17 protein-coding genes and 1 pseudogene are annotated in these 17524 nt (G+C 67.2%); 7 read left to right on the plus strand and 11 right to left on the minus strand.

The window, feature by feature from the left end:
• From ACYVF3_RS12780 to ACYVF3_RS12795, 4 genes and pseudogenes are all read right to left on the minus strand, one after another.
• A pseudogene (locus tag ACYVF3_RS12780) lies at nt 1-1012 on the minus strand (hypothetical protein); the annotation flags it as partial.
• Nucleotide 1013: 1 nt separating this feature from the next.
• Nucleotides 1014-1835, minus strand: a complete 822-nt coding sequence (locus ACYVF3_RS12785; RefSeq protein ID WP_461154460.1) for a hypothetical protein — start codon at nt 1833-1835, stop codon at nt 1014-1016.
• A gap of 3 nt (nt 1836-1838) precedes the next feature.
• A complete protein-coding gene (locus tag ACYVF3_RS12790; protein WP_363795070.1) occupies nt 1839-2141 on the minus strand; it encodes a hypothetical protein in 303 nt (100 codons plus the stop codon).
• Nucleotides 2138-3400 (minus strand): hypothetical protein, encoded by a 1263-nt coding sequence (locus ACYVF3_RS12795; protein ID WP_461154461.1) that lies wholly within the window; start codon nt 3398-3400, stop codon nt 2138-2140. Before ACYVF3_RS12795 ends, ACYVF3_RS12790 begins: the two co-directional genes overlap by 4 nt.
• Before the next feature lie 683 nt (nt 3401-4083).
• Between ACYVF3_RS12795 and ACYVF3_RS12800 the strand changes: the two genes are divergently transcribed.
• From ACYVF3_RS12800 to ACYVF3_RS12825, 6 genes are all read left to right on the plus strand, one after another.
• Nucleotides 4084-4482, plus strand: a complete 399-nt coding sequence (locus ACYVF3_RS12800) for a helix-turn-helix domain-containing protein (RefSeq protein ID WP_461154462.1) — start codon at nt 4084-4086, stop codon at nt 4480-4482.
• Between the two features lie 142 nt (nt 4483-4624).
• Nucleotides 4625-5422, plus strand: coding sequence for an alpha/beta fold hydrolase (locus tag ACYVF3_RS12805; protein ID WP_461154463.1), 798 nt, complete (start codon nt 4625-4627; stop codon nt 5420-5422).
• The gene (locus ACYVF3_RS12810; protein ID WP_461154464.1) at nt 5419-5961 is read left to right on the plus strand and encodes a hypothetical protein; all 543 of its coding nucleotides are present in this window, start codon (nt 5419-5421) and stop codon (nt 5959-5961) included. The genes ACYVF3_RS12805 and ACYVF3_RS12810 overlap by 4 nt, the downstream gene beginning before the upstream one ends.
• The gene (locus tag ACYVF3_RS12815) at nt 5961-7118 is read left to right on the plus strand and encodes an MAB_1171c family putative transporter (RefSeq protein WP_461154465.1); all 1158 of its coding nucleotides are present in this window, start codon (nt 5961-5963) and stop codon (nt 7116-7118) included. The genes ACYVF3_RS12810 and ACYVF3_RS12815 overlap by 1 nt, the downstream gene beginning before the upstream one ends.
• A gap of 269 nt (nt 7119-7387) precedes the next feature.
• Complete coding sequence (locus ACYVF3_RS12820; RefSeq protein ID WP_461154466.1) at nt 7388-7882, plus strand: hypothetical protein; 495 nt, start codon at nt 7388-7390, stop codon at nt 7880-7882.
• A 1-nt stretch (nt 7883) separates the two neighbouring features.
• Nucleotides 7884-8942, plus strand: a complete 1059-nt coding sequence (locus ACYVF3_RS12825) for a tyrosine-type recombinase/integrase (RefSeq protein WP_461154467.1) — start codon at nt 7884-7886, stop codon at nt 8940-8942.
• 187 nt (nt 8943-9129) lie between these two features.
• On the opposite strand, the gene ACYVF3_RS12830 is transcribed toward ACYVF3_RS12825, so the two are convergent.
• Nucleotides 9130-10560, minus strand: coding sequence for an NAD(P)/FAD-dependent oxidoreductase (locus ACYVF3_RS12830; protein WP_461154468.1), 1431 nt, complete (start codon nt 10558-10560; stop codon nt 9130-9132).
• Nucleotides 10561-10572: 12 nt separating this feature from the next.
• On the minus strand, nt 10573-11685 hold the full coding sequence (locus ACYVF3_RS12835) for an NDMA-dependent alcohol dehydrogenase (RefSeq protein WP_461154469.1): 1113 nt from the start codon (nt 11683-11685) through the stop codon (nt 10573-10575).
• Nucleotides 11686-11917: 232 nt separating this feature from the next.
• On the opposite strand from ACYVF3_RS12835, the gene ACYVF3_RS12840 reads away from it, so the two are divergent.
• Complete coding sequence (locus ACYVF3_RS12840) at nt 11918-12799, plus strand: alpha/beta fold hydrolase (protein WP_461154470.1); 882 nt, start codon at nt 11918-11920, stop codon at nt 12797-12799.
• A gap of 52 nt (nt 12800-12851) precedes the next feature.
• On the opposite strand, the gene ACYVF3_RS12845 is transcribed toward ACYVF3_RS12840, so the two are convergent.
• Genes ACYVF3_RS12845 through ACYVF3_RS12865 form a run of 5 tightly spaced genes read right to left on the minus strand, consistent with a single transcriptional unit; the run spans nt 12852 to nt 17385 of the window.
• Complete coding sequence (locus tag ACYVF3_RS12845; protein WP_461154471.1) at nt 12852-13943, minus strand: acyl-CoA dehydrogenase family protein; 1092 nt, start codon at nt 13941-13943, stop codon at nt 12852-12854.
• Nucleotides 13940-15115, minus strand: a complete 1176-nt coding sequence (locus tag ACYVF3_RS12850; RefSeq protein WP_461154472.1) for an acyl-CoA dehydrogenase family protein — start codon at nt 15113-15115, stop codon at nt 13940-13942. Before ACYVF3_RS12850 ends, ACYVF3_RS12845 begins: the two co-directional genes overlap by 4 nt.
• Nucleotides 15112-15390, minus strand: a complete 279-nt coding sequence (locus ACYVF3_RS12855) for an SDR family NAD(P)-dependent oxidoreductase (RefSeq protein ID WP_461154473.1) — start codon at nt 15388-15390, stop codon at nt 15112-15114. The genes ACYVF3_RS12850 and ACYVF3_RS12855 overlap by 4 nt, the downstream gene beginning before the upstream one ends.
• A gap of 25 nt (nt 15391-15415) precedes the next feature.
• Nucleotides 15416-16174: an SDR family oxidoreductase gene (locus ACYVF3_RS12860; RefSeq protein WP_461154474.1), complete on the minus strand. Its 759-nt coding sequence runs from the start codon at nt 16172-16174 to the stop codon at nt 15416-15418.
• Nucleotides 16171-17385: an acetyl-CoA C-acetyltransferase gene (locus tag ACYVF3_RS12865; protein WP_461154475.1), complete on the minus strand. Its 1215-nt coding sequence runs from the start codon at nt 17383-17385 to the stop codon at nt 16171-16173. The genes ACYVF3_RS12860 and ACYVF3_RS12865 overlap by 4 nt, the downstream gene beginning before the upstream one ends.
• Nucleotides 17386-17524: the final 139 nt, after the last annotated feature.

The following is a 17524-nucleotide window of genomic DNA, read 5'->3' on the forward strand; positions in this document are numbered from 1 at the left end:
CGGCGTAGTCGGCCATCGCTGAGTCGAAGCGGTCGGCGTTGGCGGACTCCTGCGCATCGCTTCCGCTGCTCCCGCCTCCGAAGCCGCCGCCGGCGAGGGCGTTCGCGGCCTGAATTGCCGGGTTGCCGGAGCCGTAGGAGGACACCCCGACGCCGGAGAGGGCGTCGCGGAACGTCGAACCGGCGTCGGCGTTCGGGTCGACGAACGCGAACAGCCGGAACAGCACAAACGGGATCAGCAGGGAGATGATCAGGACGCCGACTCCCGCCAGAAGCCCGGACAGGCCCTTCGAGCCGCCGGAGATGGCCACGCCCAGCACCAGCGTCATCGCCAGGACGGGCTTCATGGCGATGCACGCCAAGATCCAGCGGATCGCCTTCCAGAACCACGCCTTGGTGACGTTGGCCAGCAGTCCCGCGGCGGTGATCGGGATCGTGGCCACGAGCACGTAGATCGCGGCCTCGCGGAACAGCATTTCCAGCACGTAGCCGATGCCCGCTGGGATGACCCCGATGAACGCGCAGATCCCGAGCGCGACCGCCTTCACGCCGTCCTGGGCGGCGTCGGCGAACGTGGTGTGCTGGAGCGCGTCCTGGAAGTTGGTCGACTGGAGGCCGTACTGGAGGATGCCGTGGGTGAGTCCGTCGGCCGCGGTGAGGAACCCCGACACCATGCCGACGGTGATCGCCAGGGCGATCCCGTACTGGACCGGTCCGCCGACCAGGCGCATGAACCCGCGCCCGCCTCGGAGCGAGGTCGTGGTCATCTGCCAGAAGAACAGCCCGAGCGCCAGCGCGCCGGAGATCCACAGCATCATGGGCCAGAGCACGGAGATCGGGCCCTCGCGTGTGTCCACTGTGAACACCGAGAACTGGTCGGCGAGCCGGAACGCCTCCCGCAGGATCCACAGGCTGGCGTCCCACAACGCCTGCATCGCCGTCTCGAACGCCGAGCTGACCAGCTCTTTGAGCTTGCCGCCGATCGCGCTACCGATGTCGTCGAAGGGCCACATCTCAGCCACCCCTCTTCAGATCCCGGTAACCGGCATGGACCGCGTCCGCGCTGCCCGGCCACGCGCTCGGGGCGGGTGCGGGTAGCGGGCCGGGCGAGATCCGCCAGCCGCCACCGACGTGGCGCAGGGCTTGGCAGTCCCCGACACCGGCGGTGAGGGTCTGGCCCTGGTAGTCGACCGAGAACTGGCCGAGCACACAGGCCACGACGTAGCGGCCGCCATCGGTGACGCCTTTGATCTGGCCGTGCGTGACCTGGTAGTTCGCGGTCAGGTCCGGTACCGGGCCGGTGGGCGGGAGCCCGGCGCTGCTGCGCATCGAGCGCAGCAGCGAGTACAGCCCCGACGTTTCCGGCTGCGGGGCGCCGGGCAACGCCAGCTCGCGGAACCCGCGTGCGTAGGTGGCCGGATCCCCGCCGCGCATCGCGGCCTCATCCAGGGCCGTGAGGTGCCCCAGCGCACCCTCCGGGGTGGCGGGGAACCCACCGGAGATCCAGCGCCCGGCGGTCTGCGTGGGCGCGGGAACAGTGATGGGCTCGCCAGCCCGCTCGGTGGTCATCGGCTGCGGCTGCGCCGATTGCGCTGGCAGTGCCGCCATCGGAGCGGTCGCCAGCGCGTGCTCGGCCGCCAGGTCCCAGCCGCCCGCATCCGGGTCCGGCCTCGACGGGGGCGGGGCGGGAGCCGGTGCGGGCCGGTCGGTGACGTAGTGCGAGACCACCAGCGCGCCAGCCATCGCAACGACGGCCAGGACCACCACGGCGAGGGCCGCCAGTCCCAGACGGGCTCGGCGCCTGCGCTGCTGCTGGTTCGTGTCGGGAGGGGCCATGACTCAGGCCCCCGCCGCGAAGTGCGAGATCAGCTGGTAGCCGACCCCGTACAAGATGCCGCCGCCGAGGGCGCACAGCATCATGATCACGCCGATCTTGCCCGCGCGGTGGTGGTCGACCCACCGGCCACCGGCCCACACCAGCAGGCCGATGAAGAAGCCGACCATCAACGCCACACCGGCGCCCCACTTGACATTGCCGACGGCCTCGATGACCTTTTCGGAGCCGGGCGGGGCCACTGGTCCTGGGTTGGGGATCTGAGCCAGGACGGGCAGGGCCGTGTCTGCGAGCTGCTGAATCATCATGATGTGGCTCCCTTCGAGCGGCGGGACAGGCCAGGCAGCAGCCCGGCCGACGACGCCGTCTGGGGCAGCAGCTCCCAGCGGCGCAGCAATGGGGTGATGGCGGCGCGCAGCCGCGTCGGGGTGACCTCGGCGCTGATCCCGGAGGTGGCGATGTCCGGGTCGTGCGGCAGGAACAGCGCGTCGTCGAACAGGGCGGACACGCGGCGTCCGGCGCTGCCGCGCACGCCGGTGGGCCAGCGCTTCGCGGCGACGACCACCAGCTGGGTCGGCGGGGTCGTGGCACCGGCGCGGTTCCAGGCATCCAGGCGGGCCAGGACCTGTTCGGCGTGCAGAAGCGAGGGGCGGGTGGCCCGGCAGACCAGCACCGGTTTCGGCATCGGAGTCCCGGCGCGCAGCCAGGCCCCGGCCCCTGCCAGTGGATGCGCGGCCACGCGCCAGGCGTCGTGACCGAGGTCGACTACGGTGGCCTGCACCGACCGGTGCTTCGGTTTGAAGAAGCGTGGGGGCGGCACCATGCCCGGGGTGATCACCGGGAGCTCGGTCTCCACCCGTGCCAGTAGCGCTTGGGCGCGCCAGGAGAACCGGATGCGCACCGAGGGATGCGGGCCGTCCAGGGCCGGGCCTTCCGAGCGGGCCGCGGCGGCCAGGCCGGAGCGCGCGGGATCGGCGGTATCGACCATGAGCACGCGTTGCTCGGCGAGCTGCAACGCGTCGGCGAGCACGGTGGCGACCAGGGACGCTCCGGCGCCGGGTGAGGCGGCCAGCACCGGAATGAGCTCGCCGAATCCGGCCCAGTCCGCGTGGGTGTCGCTGATCGGCGGAAGGCCCTGTCGCTGCACGGCGGCCGCCGCCTGACCGGTCTGTGCGGCCGTGCGCAGGCCCGTCTCGTCGCCAGCACCGGCCGTGGCCCACTGTCCGGCCTCGACCGCGCCGACGATGTCTGCTGTGGGCAGCTCCGGCCACGCCTGGCCCGCGGCTCGGGCGAGGCGGCTGTCGCAGACCTCGAGACCGCCCGGTTCGGCCGGTTTCGGACTGGGCTGGTCAGCGAGGCCGGGCTGGGTCTGCTCGGTATCGGCCGGGGAGGGAGCGCACGGCCACTGGGTGGCGGTGGCCGTGCGCTCCGGCTCCGGCAGCGACGGCGGTGTGGTGCCCGCCGCCGGTGGTTCCGAAGGCTCGCCCTGCTCGGTGCGGGCCAGTGAGGCGGTCGCGGCGTTGCGGAAACCGTTGTGCCCCAGCGAGTTCTGCCCGGAAGCAACCATGATTTCGTCTCCTTTCTCGGCCGGTGTGCGCAGGGCCGGGCGGTGATGAAGGCGCGTTGGTCCACGGCCTCGGGGTGCGTGCACCGGTCCGAGGCGCGATGTGGCGCGCGATCAGCGGCAGGGCAGGCCGGGCGATTCGAGGACGCGTTGTCCCTCACTCAGCACACAAGGGCTGCTGAGCTGCACAAATCACGACAGTGATCACTCCGGCGGGTTCGCCGGAAAAGGGATGCGTCACGGTGTGGCGGAATCACCAAAACCGCTTCCACCGCGGTCTGCCCGTATGGGACTTGTGTGGGTAGCGCTCGTTGAAGAGGGCGGTTCCAGCGCCGCCAGGAGCGCTACGTCAGGCGCAGATGCCCGAGTGGTTATTCATGCGGTACCTCCCGCGAAAGAGCTGGATCGGCTCCCACGCTGTTCGGCCGGCCGCAGCCAGCGCACTCCCCTTTTGGCGAAGGGCGGCCCCCACAGCCGTCCTTCACGCGACGGGCTCGTGTCCCGTCACTGCTCCGTCCGGGGCGATCAACTCTCCCCCGAGTGACCGATGCTCCGGCGGACACTGTCAGGTATCCTGGACAAGGTACTTCGAACGTAAGGTGACCCGGATTAGCTGTCAACTTTTCCGGACAGTTGACTTTGAAGTCCGCGATACAAGACACCATGTGGGTGAGAAGGTGGACACAGTGGCCGAGGCAGAGCGAGGCGAGGACTTCGCGGTCAAGCTCAGCCGGCTGTTTGAGAGCGTGAAACGCGAAGACGGCTCGAATTACAAGAAGCCGGAGGTCGCTGAGGCTGTCGGGGTGTCCCGCGGTTACCTCTACGACCTGATCAACGGCAAGAACAAGCCCAGCCACGAGGTGGTCGTGGCTCTCGCAGAGTTCTTCCAAGTACCGATCGAATACTTCTCCAACACCGAGCGAGGGCGCGAACTCAACCGCCAGTACGAGCTCCTGGCCCGCCTCGGTGAGCAGAACGTCCGGCAGCTGGCCACCCGCGCCAGCGAGCTCTCGCCGGACAAGCTGCGCAGCGTGATGGAGTTCATCGACTTCCAGGCGGGGCGGGACGACAACCCGTCCGAGTGAAGTGCACATCACCACCAGCTGGTTCTGCTCTGCATAAAGCTTTCGCGCCCGCGAGGCGAGGTGCGCAAAAGAGCGACAGAACGTAAACGTGAAGGTGGACCAGACCTGCCGGGGGTGGGATGTGCACGTAGATCAGGGGACGGTGACGACCGAAGGGGCCGAGCTCTACTACGAAACGTGTGGAGAAGGCCCCCCGGTCTTGCTCATCCAAGGTGGACTCAGCGAAGCCGGTGCGACCCAGCAGCTGGCGACAGCACTGGCGCAGCAGCACCAGGTCATCAGCTACGACCGGCGCGGCTTGTCCCGCAGCACGGTCACCCGCGACCCGCAGCCGCTGACGATGGCCACCCATGCCGACGACGCGGCCGCGTTGCTGGCCGCGCTGACCTCCGAACCTGCTCGCGTGGTCGGTCCCAGCATCGGCGCCGTGATCGGCCTGCACCTCACCGCCCGCCATTCCGACCAGGTGGCGCTCCTGGTCGCCCACGAACCGCCGATGGCCTCGCTGGTGCGCGATCCCGACCAGGAAGCCGGGCTCGATGAAGTCGCCGAGCTCGCGCGCGAGGACGTCGGCGCCGCGATTCGCCGCTTCGTCGCTCTCGGCGGCCACCGCGAAGGAACACAGGAACCGGGAGCCGGTCCGGCCCCGCCGGTCGGGAACGGCGAGGCGAACTTGCGGCGCTTTTTCACCTACGACTTTCCCGCCGTGCGCACCGCCGCGCTCGATCTCGACCAGCTCGCGGGGCCAGCGCGGCCGCCGGTGATCGTGACCGGCGGCGAGGAATCGCGCGGCCAGTGGGAATACCGCTGCGCCCAGCAGCTCGCCGCCGAGCTCGACTGCAAGCTCGTCGAGATGCCGGGAGGCCACAACGGACTGGTCAGCCACCCGTGGGCGACAGCGGACGTGCTTCGCCGCCTGTTCACGGAGTCGATCGGATGAAGAACGACTCCCGAGGCTGGCGCAACGACCTGCAACTACGCCGAGGCGTGAAGAGCCTCTTGCGGGAACTCGAGCTCGACGCACCGCTGGATGTGCGCGAGCTGTGCGACCGCTTGGGGCAACGCCGCGGCCGCCCGATCAAGCTCCGCGCCTACCCGCTGCCCGCGCCGGGCGTGTTCGGGCTCTGGATCGGCACAGCGGACGCCGACTACATCCTGTACCAGCGCGACACCACCGTCGCGCACCAAGAACACATCATCCTGCACGAAATCGGCCACATCATCAGCGGCCACGGCAGCGATGAGAACGACGACGACATCTGGCAGCAGATTTTTCCGAACATTCCCCCGGAAATCGTGCTGCGCGCGCTGCGCCGGGATGGCTATGGACCGGCGATCGAGCGCGAGGCCGAGATGGTGGCCACGGTCATCAAGGAGTGGGCGACCCTGCTGGAGCGCTTGCAGTTCCCTCCCGATCGGAAAACCGATGCCGCCCGCCGACTGCGGGGGGCCTTCGACGACCACCAGGGATGGCTGTGATGGCGCTACCCAACCTGTTGATGTGGGCCGCGGCAACCATAGCGGCGATCTGGAAACTCTCCCAGCTGATCCGGGCACCACACGACAGGGGGCTCCGGGTCGTGACCATGTGCACCGTCCTGGTGCTCGTCGCGCTCTCCGCCCAGCTGGCCGTCAGCATTCCGCCGGTGGCCGAGTTCTTCCCGAGCCAGTCACCGAAGCTGATCCAGAACGTCATCCTCACCTTCTTCTTCGCGCTGCTGCTGGTGCTGTTGCACTCCAGCGTCGCCCCCTCAGCGGTCGGCTCGCGCGGCTGGCTTGAAGTCATGTTCGCCCTGGTCGCCAGCGGTGGCCTGGTGGCGGCTTTCGCTGCGGCGGCCCCGGACAACCGGGGCGCCAGCTACGAGCACGCCGGCGACTCACCGGCGGTGCTGGCCTTCTACCTGATCGGCAACCTCTACATGAGCTACGCGACCGCACGCGGCGCGTACCTCGCCTGGACCACGGCCGACCACACCCGGTCGCGCGCCCGCCTGAGCCTGCGTGTGGCGGCCGCCGGCCTGGCCGTAAACTGCCTCGGAACCCACACGCCCCGAGTCCTGTCCACCGCGGGACGGCTGGTCTCCGGCAAAGACCCCATCCCCGGCACCGCAACGTGGACAACACCGATCTTGGCCATCGGGATCGTGGCGTTCTTCCTGGGAATCGGCTATCCCGGAGTCCGCACGGGCCTGGTCAAAGCCCGCATGTGGATCGAAGTGCGCCGCCACTACCGCCAACTGCGTCCGCTATGGGCAGCGCTGTGCGCGCAGTTCGACAACATCGCACTGTTCCCGCAGGTCTCTCCGCTGCGCGAAGCGCTCCAGCTCCGCCAGATGCGGCTGCGGTACTACCGGCGCGTCATCGAATGCCGGGACGGGCTGGTGTGTCTGAGCCCGTTCGTCGCCGAACCCGTTGACTCGAGCAAGACTCCCGAACAACAGGCCGAGATCGTGCGCGACGCGCTCGCGCGCGCCGCCGCCGGTGAGCAAGTGTCGGTGACCTCAGTGCTCGCGGCACCGGAAGCAGCAGGCATGGACGCCGATTCCCAACAGCTGCTCGCCCTGTCCCGCGCGTTCGGCCGCCTGGACAGCACCGATGCGCGACCGGTGTCCGGGACGACCAGCCCCACTAACTGAAACCCCGCCGGGATCAGCGCCCGGGTCAGGCAGCCGGTCACGCACGTCCCACTCCAGCAACTCTGCCGGACTCCCGGTCGAACTCCTGCTTGGCGCTTCTGCTGGCTCCGCGGGCCCCGCCGATCAACGGGCGCAGGGAGAGCACCGTCTGACTGCGACGGAAATCGCACCATCCCGACTACCCTTCCCATATATACCCGAGGTTTGAGCGGGACTTCGGTGGGCTTTCCAAACACACTCAGAGCACGGAACAGGGGGAGGCGACGGAGATGGACTGGATCGACCGCTTTGACCGGGACGAACAAACTGGGCCGACAGGATGGACGGAATCCATCGTCGCTGCCGTGATCCCCGATCGTAAGATTGACGCCGGGCTAGAGGTTCCTCCGCTTCCCGTTCCCGAGCTGGGACCGGTGGCCGACGGCTCGTCAGCATTCAGCATGGGACGCATCGATCGTTCTGGGCGGATCGCCGCACGCAGCGTTCTCGACCGACTCGGCTGGTCACCCCACGATCGGCTCTCGCTCACCACGGTCGCCGGTATCGTCTTGATCCGCCGGGACCCAGCAGACGGCACCGTCACACTGCCAGGGCGCGGCTGCCTCGGGATTCCATCCAGAGTCAGGGGACGTTGTGGCATTGAGCCCGGCCGCAGCGTCCTGCTCACGGCCATGCCCAGCCACGATCTCGTCCTCCTATACCCAGAGGCCATGGTCGAACAGATGCTTCTCCTCTTCCACACCCAGGTCATCGCTCAGGACTGACATGCGCGCTGAAACTGACGAGGGAGACACTGAGGGAATTCGCGAGGAACTTGAGGCACTCCGCGTCCTCCTGACGCGACTCAACCTGGCCCCCACCGGTCTCACCACCACAGATCCGCCGACGCCGACATTCGAGCAGTACGTACCCCAGGTAGCGGCCTCGGTCAGCGTCGGCACCAGACGGACATATGGTCCCTACTGGCGACAACTCGTCGAACACTGGCCGGAACGTCGACTCACCGAGCCCACCAGTACCGAGATCCGGCTCCTCGCCGAACACGTCCAGGCGCAGGCGCTCATCCGGCGCAACAGTCGCGGTGGTCGCAGCGCCGCCGAGCACTTCATCGCAGCGCTCCGCCGGCTCTACGACCAAGCCGAAGCAGACGGCTTGCTCTCGGGAACCGCCAACCCGGCCAGTCGCGTACCGAAACCAACCAGGCTGCCCAGTACCCGGCACGCCCTCTCCAATCGCCACCTCACCGCGATCAACCACATCGCCGCGACCACCGGCAACGACCCCGCTCTCGATTCACTCCTCCTCCGTTTCCACACCGAAACCGCATGCCGCCGCGCCGGCGCACTCACCCTCCGACCACGCGACCTCGACCCCGCACTCTGCGTTGTCCAACTGACCGAAAAGGGCGGCACACGACGAACACAACCCGTCTCCCCCAGCCTCATACACCACCTACAGGCACACATTCACCACCGCCACAGCACGGACCCGAACACGACTATCTTCCGCTACCGCGACGGTCGGCCCATCACCCGCCGCCGCTATGACCACCTCTGGAGCCGCATCGGAGACCATCTCCCCTGGGTAGCCGCACAGCAGATCAGCGCCCACTGGATCCGGCACACCACGCTCACCTGGGTCGAACGCCACTTCGGCTACGCCGTCGCCCGTGCATACGCCGGCCACCAACCCCGCGGCCATGAACCCACCGCCACGGCCACCTACATCCGTGCCGACATCGAAGAAGTCGCCACCGCCCTCGCCGCACTCACCGACGAGGCGCACCCCCTCGCTCCGGAAAAGCAAGGCCCGTCCGTGCGGTAATTCGGTACTGTACATAACGTTTCAATACCCACTGAAACAATCAGGCAAATAAACCGGCGATCCGCCGTCGAAGCCCACGCGAGCAGCGTGCCGCGCTCGTCACGGTGCGGCAGGTCGGCACCCCACGATCCCGGCACCAAGTGGCTCTTGTCGAACACACCCGCCCGGGGACTTCACGCATGTTCAGTCACATCGCGGCGTCCGCCCGCTCGCCCGGTTCCGCGTTGGCCGCAGTACCGATCAGCATCTCCCCCTTCTCCACGAGCATCGCCAACAGTTGGCGGAACTCCGCAAGAGCCAGTTCGCGTTCGGGGCCTGCGCTCGGAATTGGGGTGCCAATCCGCGTCGTCTGGCCGGCCAGGCGGACTCCTTCGCGCCAGCTGAGCAGCTCCGGATCATCCGCCCAGCGGAGTTCGTTGCGGAACCAGATTACCGAAGTCGTGATCAGGTCCCGCTCATCGTAAGGATGCGGAACGGGGGCGGTCAGTCGGTTCTTCATCTCGTCGTCGCCCGGCCTGGCCTCGATGTGCGCGATCAGCGACGCACTGTAAACCTGCTGGCACCCCACCACGGCTTGGAGCCGGATCAGGCCGGGGGCAAAGACCGGGGCGCCTTCGATGCGGCTAAGGCCATCGGCGGTGCAGTTGATGTAAAGAACCTCTCCGTCGTACTCCCGGGATCCGTTCTCGAGAATCAGGCCCGACTGGTTGATCTCGCGAACCCGGCCCAGCCGAACGACGTCGTCGATCCGTCGCAGGTCCTCCACTTCGGACTTCGTTACCGTCGCGCAACGGAAGGCGGTCGGGCGCACGTCGTCGGAGAGCCGGAAGAAGTACTCCGCGTCCACGAGCCGGTCGTACAACTCGTCCAGCGTCTCCGATTCCAGCCAGGCACCGTAGAAGAGTTCGTTGAACGAGTCGCAGACCGGCGCGAACTCGGGGCCAGGCTGGAAAACAGCTCGGTTATAAAGCCATGCTTCTCTCGGGACGACCCAGCTGACGGCCTCGGGCGCGGTCCCGCGTTCGAGAAGCCACAGCACCGTGTCGATCGCCGTCTTCCCCGCCCCGAGGACGACGTACTTGTCGTAGCGGTTCCGGATGCGGACCAAGCCGTTGGGCGGGATCGGCTGCACTCCGTCGCGCACCTGGAATCGGGGCGGCGTAGCGGCCGGGACCTCGACGTTCATGAACGTGCCGTCCACGACTCGGCGGCGGGGTGTAATCTCGAGGAGCTCTCCGGAGAGGATGCGCGAAACCTTGCCATCGCCGAGGTATTCGGAGTTCGGAAGGTAACGCACTCGCCCGCTGGCCAAGAACTTATCGTTCATGACCTTCTCGAAATAGTCGCGGAGTTCATCGGCGGAAGCGAGTTCGAGGAGCCCGGCATTGTGGCCGCGCGTCTCCACGACGCCCGAGCCGAGCGGGCGCGAGTTGACGCCGTAGAAGTCCGACGGCTGATGGAGCCTGACGAAGTCGTAGGCGACCCGCCAGTGGCCGCCCGGTTTGTCGTACCGGTCCACTACGACGACGTCGGCGTCGGTCTCGTCGAGGATCGTGTCGATGAAGGCCAGGGACATGGCTCCGGCGCCCACGACGAGGTAGTCGGTCTCGATCTTCATGGCCATTTTCCCTTACCCCCCGAACACGATCACGCCGCGGATATTCTTCCCGTCGACCAGGTCCTGGTAGCCCTCGTTAACCTGGTCAAGCCTGTACCGGCGGGTGATCAGCTCGTCGAGCTTCAGGCGTCCCTGATCGTAAAGGCCGAGCAGCTTCTTGATGTCGTGCTGCGGATTACACTCGCCGAACAAGGAGCCCTTGATCGTCTTCTGCCAGAAGGTCAGCTCTTCGCCCGGCACATGGACGGTCAGCTCCCCTGAGGGCGATACGCCCGTTACCACGACCGTGCCGCCCTTCCCGACGGCGGCGAACGCCGCTTGCACGACCGTCTCGTCGACCTTTCCCACGGTCACGACCGCCTGGTCGGCGCCCTGACCCCGGGTCAGCTCGACGACCGCCTCGTGCGCCGCGCCGGCGTCGGCGAAGACGTGGGTGGCGCCAAACGTCGGCGCCGCGTCTCGCTTGAACTCCTGGGGTTCCACGACCACGACATTCTTGGCGCCGGCCAGCGCCGCGCCCTGCACAGCGTTCATGCCGATCCCGCCTGCGCCGTAGACCACGGTCGTGTCGCCCGCTCGGACGTTGCCGGTGTAAACCGCGGAGCCCCAGCCCGTCGGCACGCCGCAGCTGACCAACGCCGCTGTCTCGAGCGGCAGCCAATCGTCGATCTTAACGACGGAGTGCTCCGACAGGGTTGAATACTCCGCGAACGTCCCGACGGAGCACATCCCGCCGACATCCTCGCCCTCGTGGTGGAACCGGAACGTCCCGTCGAGTAACTGGCCGTCGAGCAGGTTGGCACCGAGGTCGCACAGATTCTGCCGTCCGGTCGAGCAGTATCGGCATACACCGCAGCTGGGAATGAAGCTGCACACAATGTGGTCGCCCGGCTTCACCTTCGTCACTCCCGGGCCGACCTCCTCGACGATCCCAGCGCCCTCGTGACCGCCGACCATCGGGAGCCGGGAGGGCATGTCGCCGGTCAGCAGGTGAAGATCGGAGTGGCAGAGCCCGGCCGCGACCATGCGGATGAGGACCTCCCCCCGCTTCGGGGCGGCCAGGTGTAGTTCGATCACCTCGAACGGCTTGCCTGCGGCAAGCAGAACAGCGGCGCGTGTCCTCATGCGTGTTCTCCTCACGACGTCGAGCTGAGACGCCGAGGTTAGAGGCCGAGGGCGGGCAATTACCTTTTCGTCCTCCGGTCGCGCCCGGACGGGGGATCTTCCGGCGTCTTGCCGTTGAATCCCCCGGATGGACTGTCGATGGCCCGCCAGCGGACAGTTCACGGGGCGAGGGGTGAACTATGGCAATACCGAGCGATTCCGAATCAAAGGCAGATGCAGACAGGAGAGTTTGGTGAGCAACTCGATTCGCGCTGGTGAAGTGAAGGCAGGCGGCCTGACGTTCTCGATACTTGAAGCAGGCACTGGCCCCCTCGCCCTCTGCCTTCACGGCTTTCCGGACACAGCTCACACCTGGCGGCACCTGCTGCCTGCGTTGGCGGACGCCGGATTCCGCGCGGTCGCCCCTTTCATGCGCGGATACGCGCCGACACAAGTCCCGGAAGACGGCTGCTACAGTCCGGGGGCGCTGGTTTCGGACATCGACGCGCTCCACGAGGCTCTGAACGGTGACGGCACTGCGGTGCTGCTCGGTCACGACTGGGGCGCTGTCGCCGCATATGGCGCCGCGGCATTCGCTCCGGACCGCTGGCGACGCTTGGTCACGCTGTCCATTCCGCCGCCAGCTCTCGACGACGTCGTCCTTCAAGACTTCAACCAGTTGAAACGCTCGTTCTACGCCTATCTATTCCTGGCCCCATACGCCGAAGACCTGGCCTCAGCAGACGACATGGCGCTCGTCGCTCGTCTCTGGAAAGAGTGGTCGCCGGGCTACGATCACGACGTCGACATGGCCTTCGTGCGGAAGTCACTCGGTGCGCGGGACAACCTGTCGGCGGCTCTGGGTTACTACCGCGCTTCCGCCGGATTCGGGCCCGTGTCGGAGAAGCACGACGACCACGCGCTGGCATTCGAACGGCCTGCCCCGCAACCGACGCTGTACCTCCACGGCGCACAGGACGGCTGTGTATCGAGCCGGTGGACCGAAACCTCTCTCGCGCACCTCGCCCCCGGCTCGCGGACGTCCGTCGTCGACGAAGCGGGCCATTTCCTTCACCTTGAGAAACCTGCCAAGGTGAACGGAGCGATCGTTCAATGGCTAGTGCAGAACCGATAGTACCGGGTCGTCGGCGCCCGGGAACTCGCGCGCCGACGACCCGGGCCTTAGCTCATGCCGGAAGGTCGACGAGCGCGGAAAGCCGAGCACGGTGGGCGCCGGATGCACCAAGTGCGATCTGGTCCGCCTTGGCTCGCTTGAGGTAGAGATGCGCGGGATGTTCCCAGGTCATTCCGATGCCGCCGTGCAACTGGATGGCCTCCTCTGCGGCCACCACGGCGATATCGCCGCAATAGGACTGCGCGACAGCGATCGCGACCGGCACGTCCGCATCACCGGTCGCGAGGGCGGCCGCGGCGTACTGCGCTGCCGCGGCCGCGGATTCCACCTGCGTGAACAGGTCAGCCAAGCGGTGTTTGAGGGCTTGGAAGCCGCCCACGATGCGGCCGAACTGCCTGCGCATTTTGAGGTACTCGACAGTAGTCTCCAGACACCAGCGAGACACGCCGACCTGTTCCGCAGCGAGCAAGCCCGCGCCGTACTCCAGTGCGCGCCGCACGGACAGCGAGCAGTCGGCGGCGGCGACGACGCGACCGGGCGCGGCATCGAGGCGCACGTCGGCAAGCTGGCGAGACATGTCGAGGGAGACGACCGGTAGAACCGAAGCATCAGCGACAGCTACCTCGTACAGCGCGGGCTCGCCATCGGCCTCGACGATCGACAGCAGCGTGTCTGCCTCGAGTACCCCGGCAACGCTTGTGACAGTGCCGGAGATCCGGCCCCCATCCAAGCGCAGCACCGGCAGATCCGCGTCGGGCGCGGTCGACCACGGCACCATAAGAGCAGCGGTACGAGTGCCTTCCGCCAGACGGCCGAGCAGCTCTGCGCCGCTGTCGGCGAGCGCGGTGGTGGCGATCACCGAGCTGGTCAGGAACGGGACCGGTGCGGCAAAGCGGCCCAGCTCTTCCAACACCACCGCCGCCTCGCGGGCCGATGCCCCGTGGCCGCCGTGCTTCTCGCTAATCAGCAGTCCAGCCAGGCCGAGGTCTCCAGCCAGTGCCTTCCACAGGCCGGCGACGAGCGAACGGTCGCCGTCGTACAGGGCGGTCACCGCTTCCGGTGAGCACCGGTCCTTCATCAGGTTCCGCACGGTCGCCCGTAAGTCCTGTTCCAGTTCGTTCGGGATCAGGTCCAGTTCGTTCATCGGGAAATATCCTTCCACGGCACGTTTTTGTCGGACCGGGGCTCGGCAGGCAGGCCAAGGACGCGTTCGGCAACGATGTTTCGCAGGATCTCCGAAGTGCCGCCTTCGATCGAGTTCCCCTTGGCGCGCAGGTAGCGGTATCCGGCGTCGCGGCCGATGAAGGACACCGATTCGGGCCGCACCATCGTCCAGTCGGAGTAGCGCAGGCCGTCTTCGCCGAGGATTTCAAGTTCTAGGCCAGACAGCTGCTGGCTCAGTCGCGCGAAGGTCAGCTTCATCGTCGAGCCTTCCGGACCAGGCTGGCCCTGGACGAGTTTCTGCTGCAGCCGAGTACCAGTCAGGCGGGCGACCTCCGCTTCGACCCACAGACGCAGCAAGCGTTCGTGCAGTTCCGGTGTGCGGCGTTCCGGATGATCGCGCCAGGTTCGCGCCACGACGCCGATCACGCCAGTCTCCCGCTCGGCTGACCTACCGATGGAGACCCGTTCGTTATTCAGCGTTCCGTTGGCGACCTTCCAGCCTTCGCCGATCGCGCCCAGCCGCTGGCTGTCCGGGATCCGTACGTCGGTGAGGAACACCTCGTTGAATTCCGCCTCGCCGGTGAGCTGGCGCAGTGGCCGAACTTCCACGCCGGGATCGGTCATGTCGCAGAGGAAGTAGGTGAGGCCAGCGTGCTTGGGCAAGTCTGGATCGGTGCGCGCGACAAGGATCGCGAACTGTGCCCGATGGGCGACCGACGTCCACACTTTCTGGCCGTTGACCACCCAGTCTGTGCCGTCGCGGACGGCGCGGGTAGCCACATTCGCAAGGTCAGAGCCAGCGCCGGGTTCGCTGAACAGCTGGCACCAGATCTCTTCTCCGGTCCACAACGGACGCAGGAACCGGGTTTTCTGTTCGTCGGTGCCGAATGCGGCGATCGTCGGCGCGGCCATTCCGAGGCCGATTCCGTTGGCTTCAGGGCGGTTGTTCGGCGCGCCCGCTTCGGCGAACAGCCGGTCCACCTCCGCCTGCAGCGATTGCGGGAGCCCAAGTCCGCCGCAGCCTTCGGGGTAGGAGACCCAGGCCAGGCCGGCGTCGAAGCGGGCACGGAGGTACTTTAGCCGATCCGTGGAGCCGGGGTCGTGGGACGCCAGGAACTGACCGACCCGTTCGCGAAGTTGGTCGGGGGTCATCGCACTCCTCTCCTTTCAGTTCGCCGGCGGATTTCTGTCGCGACGCGGCTGACTGCGACGGTCTCCGACGCTTCGTCGGTCACGTCAACGGCAACGGCGAGGGCGCGCCCGCCCTCGGCTGTCACCTGTTCGACAACCTTGGCGCACGCGGTTTCATCGCGATCCATTACTGCGACAGCGAAACCGCCGGCTGCGAGCCGTTTCGCTATGCCTCTGCCGATACCACCCGCCGCGCCCGTTACGATGGCGGTGCGCGGTGCCTCGGTTGAAGTCATGGGAGATCACTCCGGTACGTAGGGGTCATTCGACGCTTGACGTGAGGGTCCCGCCGCCGTCGAGGACAACCGTCTGGCCGGTCATCCAGGCCGCGTCGGCGGAGAGCAGGAATGCGACGACACCGCCGACGTCATCCGGCACGCCCAGCCTATTGAGCGGGTACATCTGGCTGGTTTCCTCTTCGCGGCCTTCGTACAAAGCTGCCGCGAAACGCGTCTTGACGACCGCCGGGGCGACACCGTTGACCCGTATGCCGGGGCCGAGCTCGAGGGCGAGCAGATCGGTGATCGAGTTCAGCATCGCTTTGGTGGCACCATAGAAGCCGATATTGCGGGCGGGCCGGATGCTCGAAACCGACGACACGTTGACGATCGCACCTCCGTGCGTGCTCATCCAGGCCGCGCATGCCTTCTGGATCCAGGACACCGCGGCGATGCAGTTCACCTCGACGATCTTGCGCGCGGCGGCGACGTCGAGTTCGAGCATCGGCCCATAGGTAGGGTTGATTCCGGTGTTGTTCACCAAGAAGTCGATGCTGCCGAACGTATCGAGCGCCTGTCGGACAACGTCGTCCTGGTGCTGTGCGTCGTCGGCCCGCCCAGCCACGCCCAGTGCATGCTCCGCGCCGCCCAGCTGCTCGACCGCTGCGTCGAGAGCGTCCTGCTTGCGGGCGGTGATCACAACGCGCGCGCCATCCGCGACAAGCCGTTCGGCGATAGCGAGACCAATCCCCCGGCTGGCCCCAGTGACGATCGCGGTCCGGCCGACAAAACGCCCGGTCACGAGAGCCGCTCCAGCACCATCGCCATGCCCTGGCCTCCGCCGACGCACATGGTTTCCAACCCGAATTGCTTATCGTGCCATTGCAGGGAATTGATGAGCGTGCTGGTGATCCGGGCACCAGTCATGCCGAACGGATGCCCCACCGCGATCGCCCCGCCATTGACGTTGAGCTTGTCCTCGTCGACTCCCAGGTCGCGGGCCGAGGGAATCACCTGTGCCGCGAACGCCTCGTTGATCTCCACCAAGTCGATGTCGCTCATAGACAAACCAGCGAGCGCCAAGGCCTTGCGTGACGCCTCCACCGGGCCGAGTCCCATGATTTCCGGCGACAGTCCGGAAACGCCAGTGCTGACGATCCGCGCCAGCGGCGCCAGTCCGAGCTGCTTCGCCTTCTCATCAGACATGACCACCAAAGCGGCGGCTCCGTCGTTGAGCGGACAGCAGTTGCCCGCGGTGACCGTCCCGCCCGGACGGAACACCGCCTTCAGCCCGGCGACGTCGTCCAGCGTCACCCCGGCGCGCGGTCCGTCGTCCGCGCTCACGACTGTGCCGTCAGCGAGAGTGACCGGGGTGATGTCGCGAGCCCAGAATCCGTTCGCGATCGCCTTCTCGGCGAGGTTCTGACTGCGGACGCCGAATGCGTCTTGATCCGCTCGCGTGACATTCTTCAGCTGAGCCACGTTCTCCGCAGTCTGTCCCATGGCAATGTAGACGTCCGGCAGGCCGCCTTCCTCGCGGGGGTCGGTCCAGGCCTCCCCGCCTTCGGCGAACTTCTTGGTGCGCGCCAGTGCATCCGCGAACAGCGGGTTCTGGCCCTCCGGGGTGTCCGCCACGCCGTGGCTGTAGCGGCTCACGGTCTCGACACCAGCTGAGACGAACACGCCGCCCTCGCCAGCCCGGATCGCGTGCAGCGCCATCCTGGTGGTCTGCAGACTGCTGGAGCAGTACCGGTTCACCGTGACGCCCGGAAGGTGGTCCATTCCGGCCAGCACCGCCACCGCACGGCCCAGGTTGTTGCCCGATTCCCCGGCGGGCTGCCCGCAGCCGAGCATCAGGTCGTCGATGTCCCGCGGGTCAAGTTCGGGGACCTTCGCCAGCGCCGCCCGCACCATCGTCGCGGCCAGGTCGTCGGGGCGCAGGTCTTTGAGCGATCCCTTGCCTGCCCGGCCAATCGGCGAACGGGCCGTGGCGACGATGACGGCTTCACGCATCGAATCTCCAGTTTACTAAGCGCTTGCTTATTACGGACGCCCGTCACGCTTACAGAAGCCTGGAGTTAACGGCCCTGACGACGGCGATAATGTGCCCATCAGGGGGATGTCGCCCCGCCCGGATAGGTTCGGCTCCCGG

The sequence above is a fragment of the Saccharopolyspora tripterygii genome, assembly GCF_054778355.1.

Coding starts and splice junctions, on each gene's coding strand:
- ACYVF3_RS12835 (WP_461154469.1), bottom strand. CDS start 11,685: ATGAGGACACGCGCCGCTGTTCTGCTTGCCGCAGGCAAGCCGTTCGAG.
- ACYVF3_RS12855 (WP_461154473.1), bottom strand. CDS start 15,390: ATGACTTCAACCGAGGCACCGCGCACCGCCATCGTAACGGGCGCGGCG.
- ACYVF3_RS12825 (WP_461154467.1), top strand. CDS start 7,884: ATGCGCGCTGAAACTGACGAGGGAGACACTGAGGGAATTCGCGAGGAA.
- ACYVF3_RS12810 (WP_461154464.1), top strand. CDS start 5,419: ATGAAGAACGACTCCCGAGGCTGGCGCAACGACCTGCAACTACGCCGA.
- ACYVF3_RS12830 (WP_461154468.1), bottom strand. CDS start 10,560: ATGAAGATCGAGACCGACTACCTCGTCGTGGGCGCCGGAGCCATGTCC.
- ACYVF3_RS12845 (WP_461154471.1), bottom strand. CDS start 13,943: ATGAACGAACTGGACCTGATCCCGAACGAACTGGAACAGGACTTACGG.
- ACYVF3_RS12790 (WP_363795070.1), bottom strand. CDS start 2,141: ATGATGATTCAGCAGCTCGCAGACACGGCCCTGCCCGTCCTGGCTCAG.
- ACYVF3_RS12865 (WP_461154475.1), bottom strand. CDS start 17,385: ATGCGTGAAGCCGTCATCGTCGCCACGGCCCGTTCGCCGATTGGCCGG.
- ACYVF3_RS12815 (WP_461154465.1), top strand. CDS start 5,961: ATGGCGCTACCCAACCTGTTGATGTGGGCCGCGGCAACCATAGCGGCG.
- ACYVF3_RS12785 (WP_461154460.1), bottom strand. CDS start 1,835: ATGGCCCCTCCCGACACGAACCAGCAGCAGCGCAGGCGCCGAGCCCGT.
- ACYVF3_RS12795 (WP_461154461.1), bottom strand. CDS start 3,400: ATGGTTGCTTCCGGGCAGAACTCGCTGGGGCACAACGGTTTCCGCAAC.
- ACYVF3_RS12820 (WP_461154466.1), top strand. CDS start 7,388: ATGGACTGGATCGACCGCTTTGACCGGGACGAACAAACTGGGCCGACA.
- ACYVF3_RS12850 (WP_461154472.1), bottom strand. CDS start 15,115: ATGACCCCCGACCAACTTCGCGAACGGGTCGGTCAGTTCCTGGCGTCC.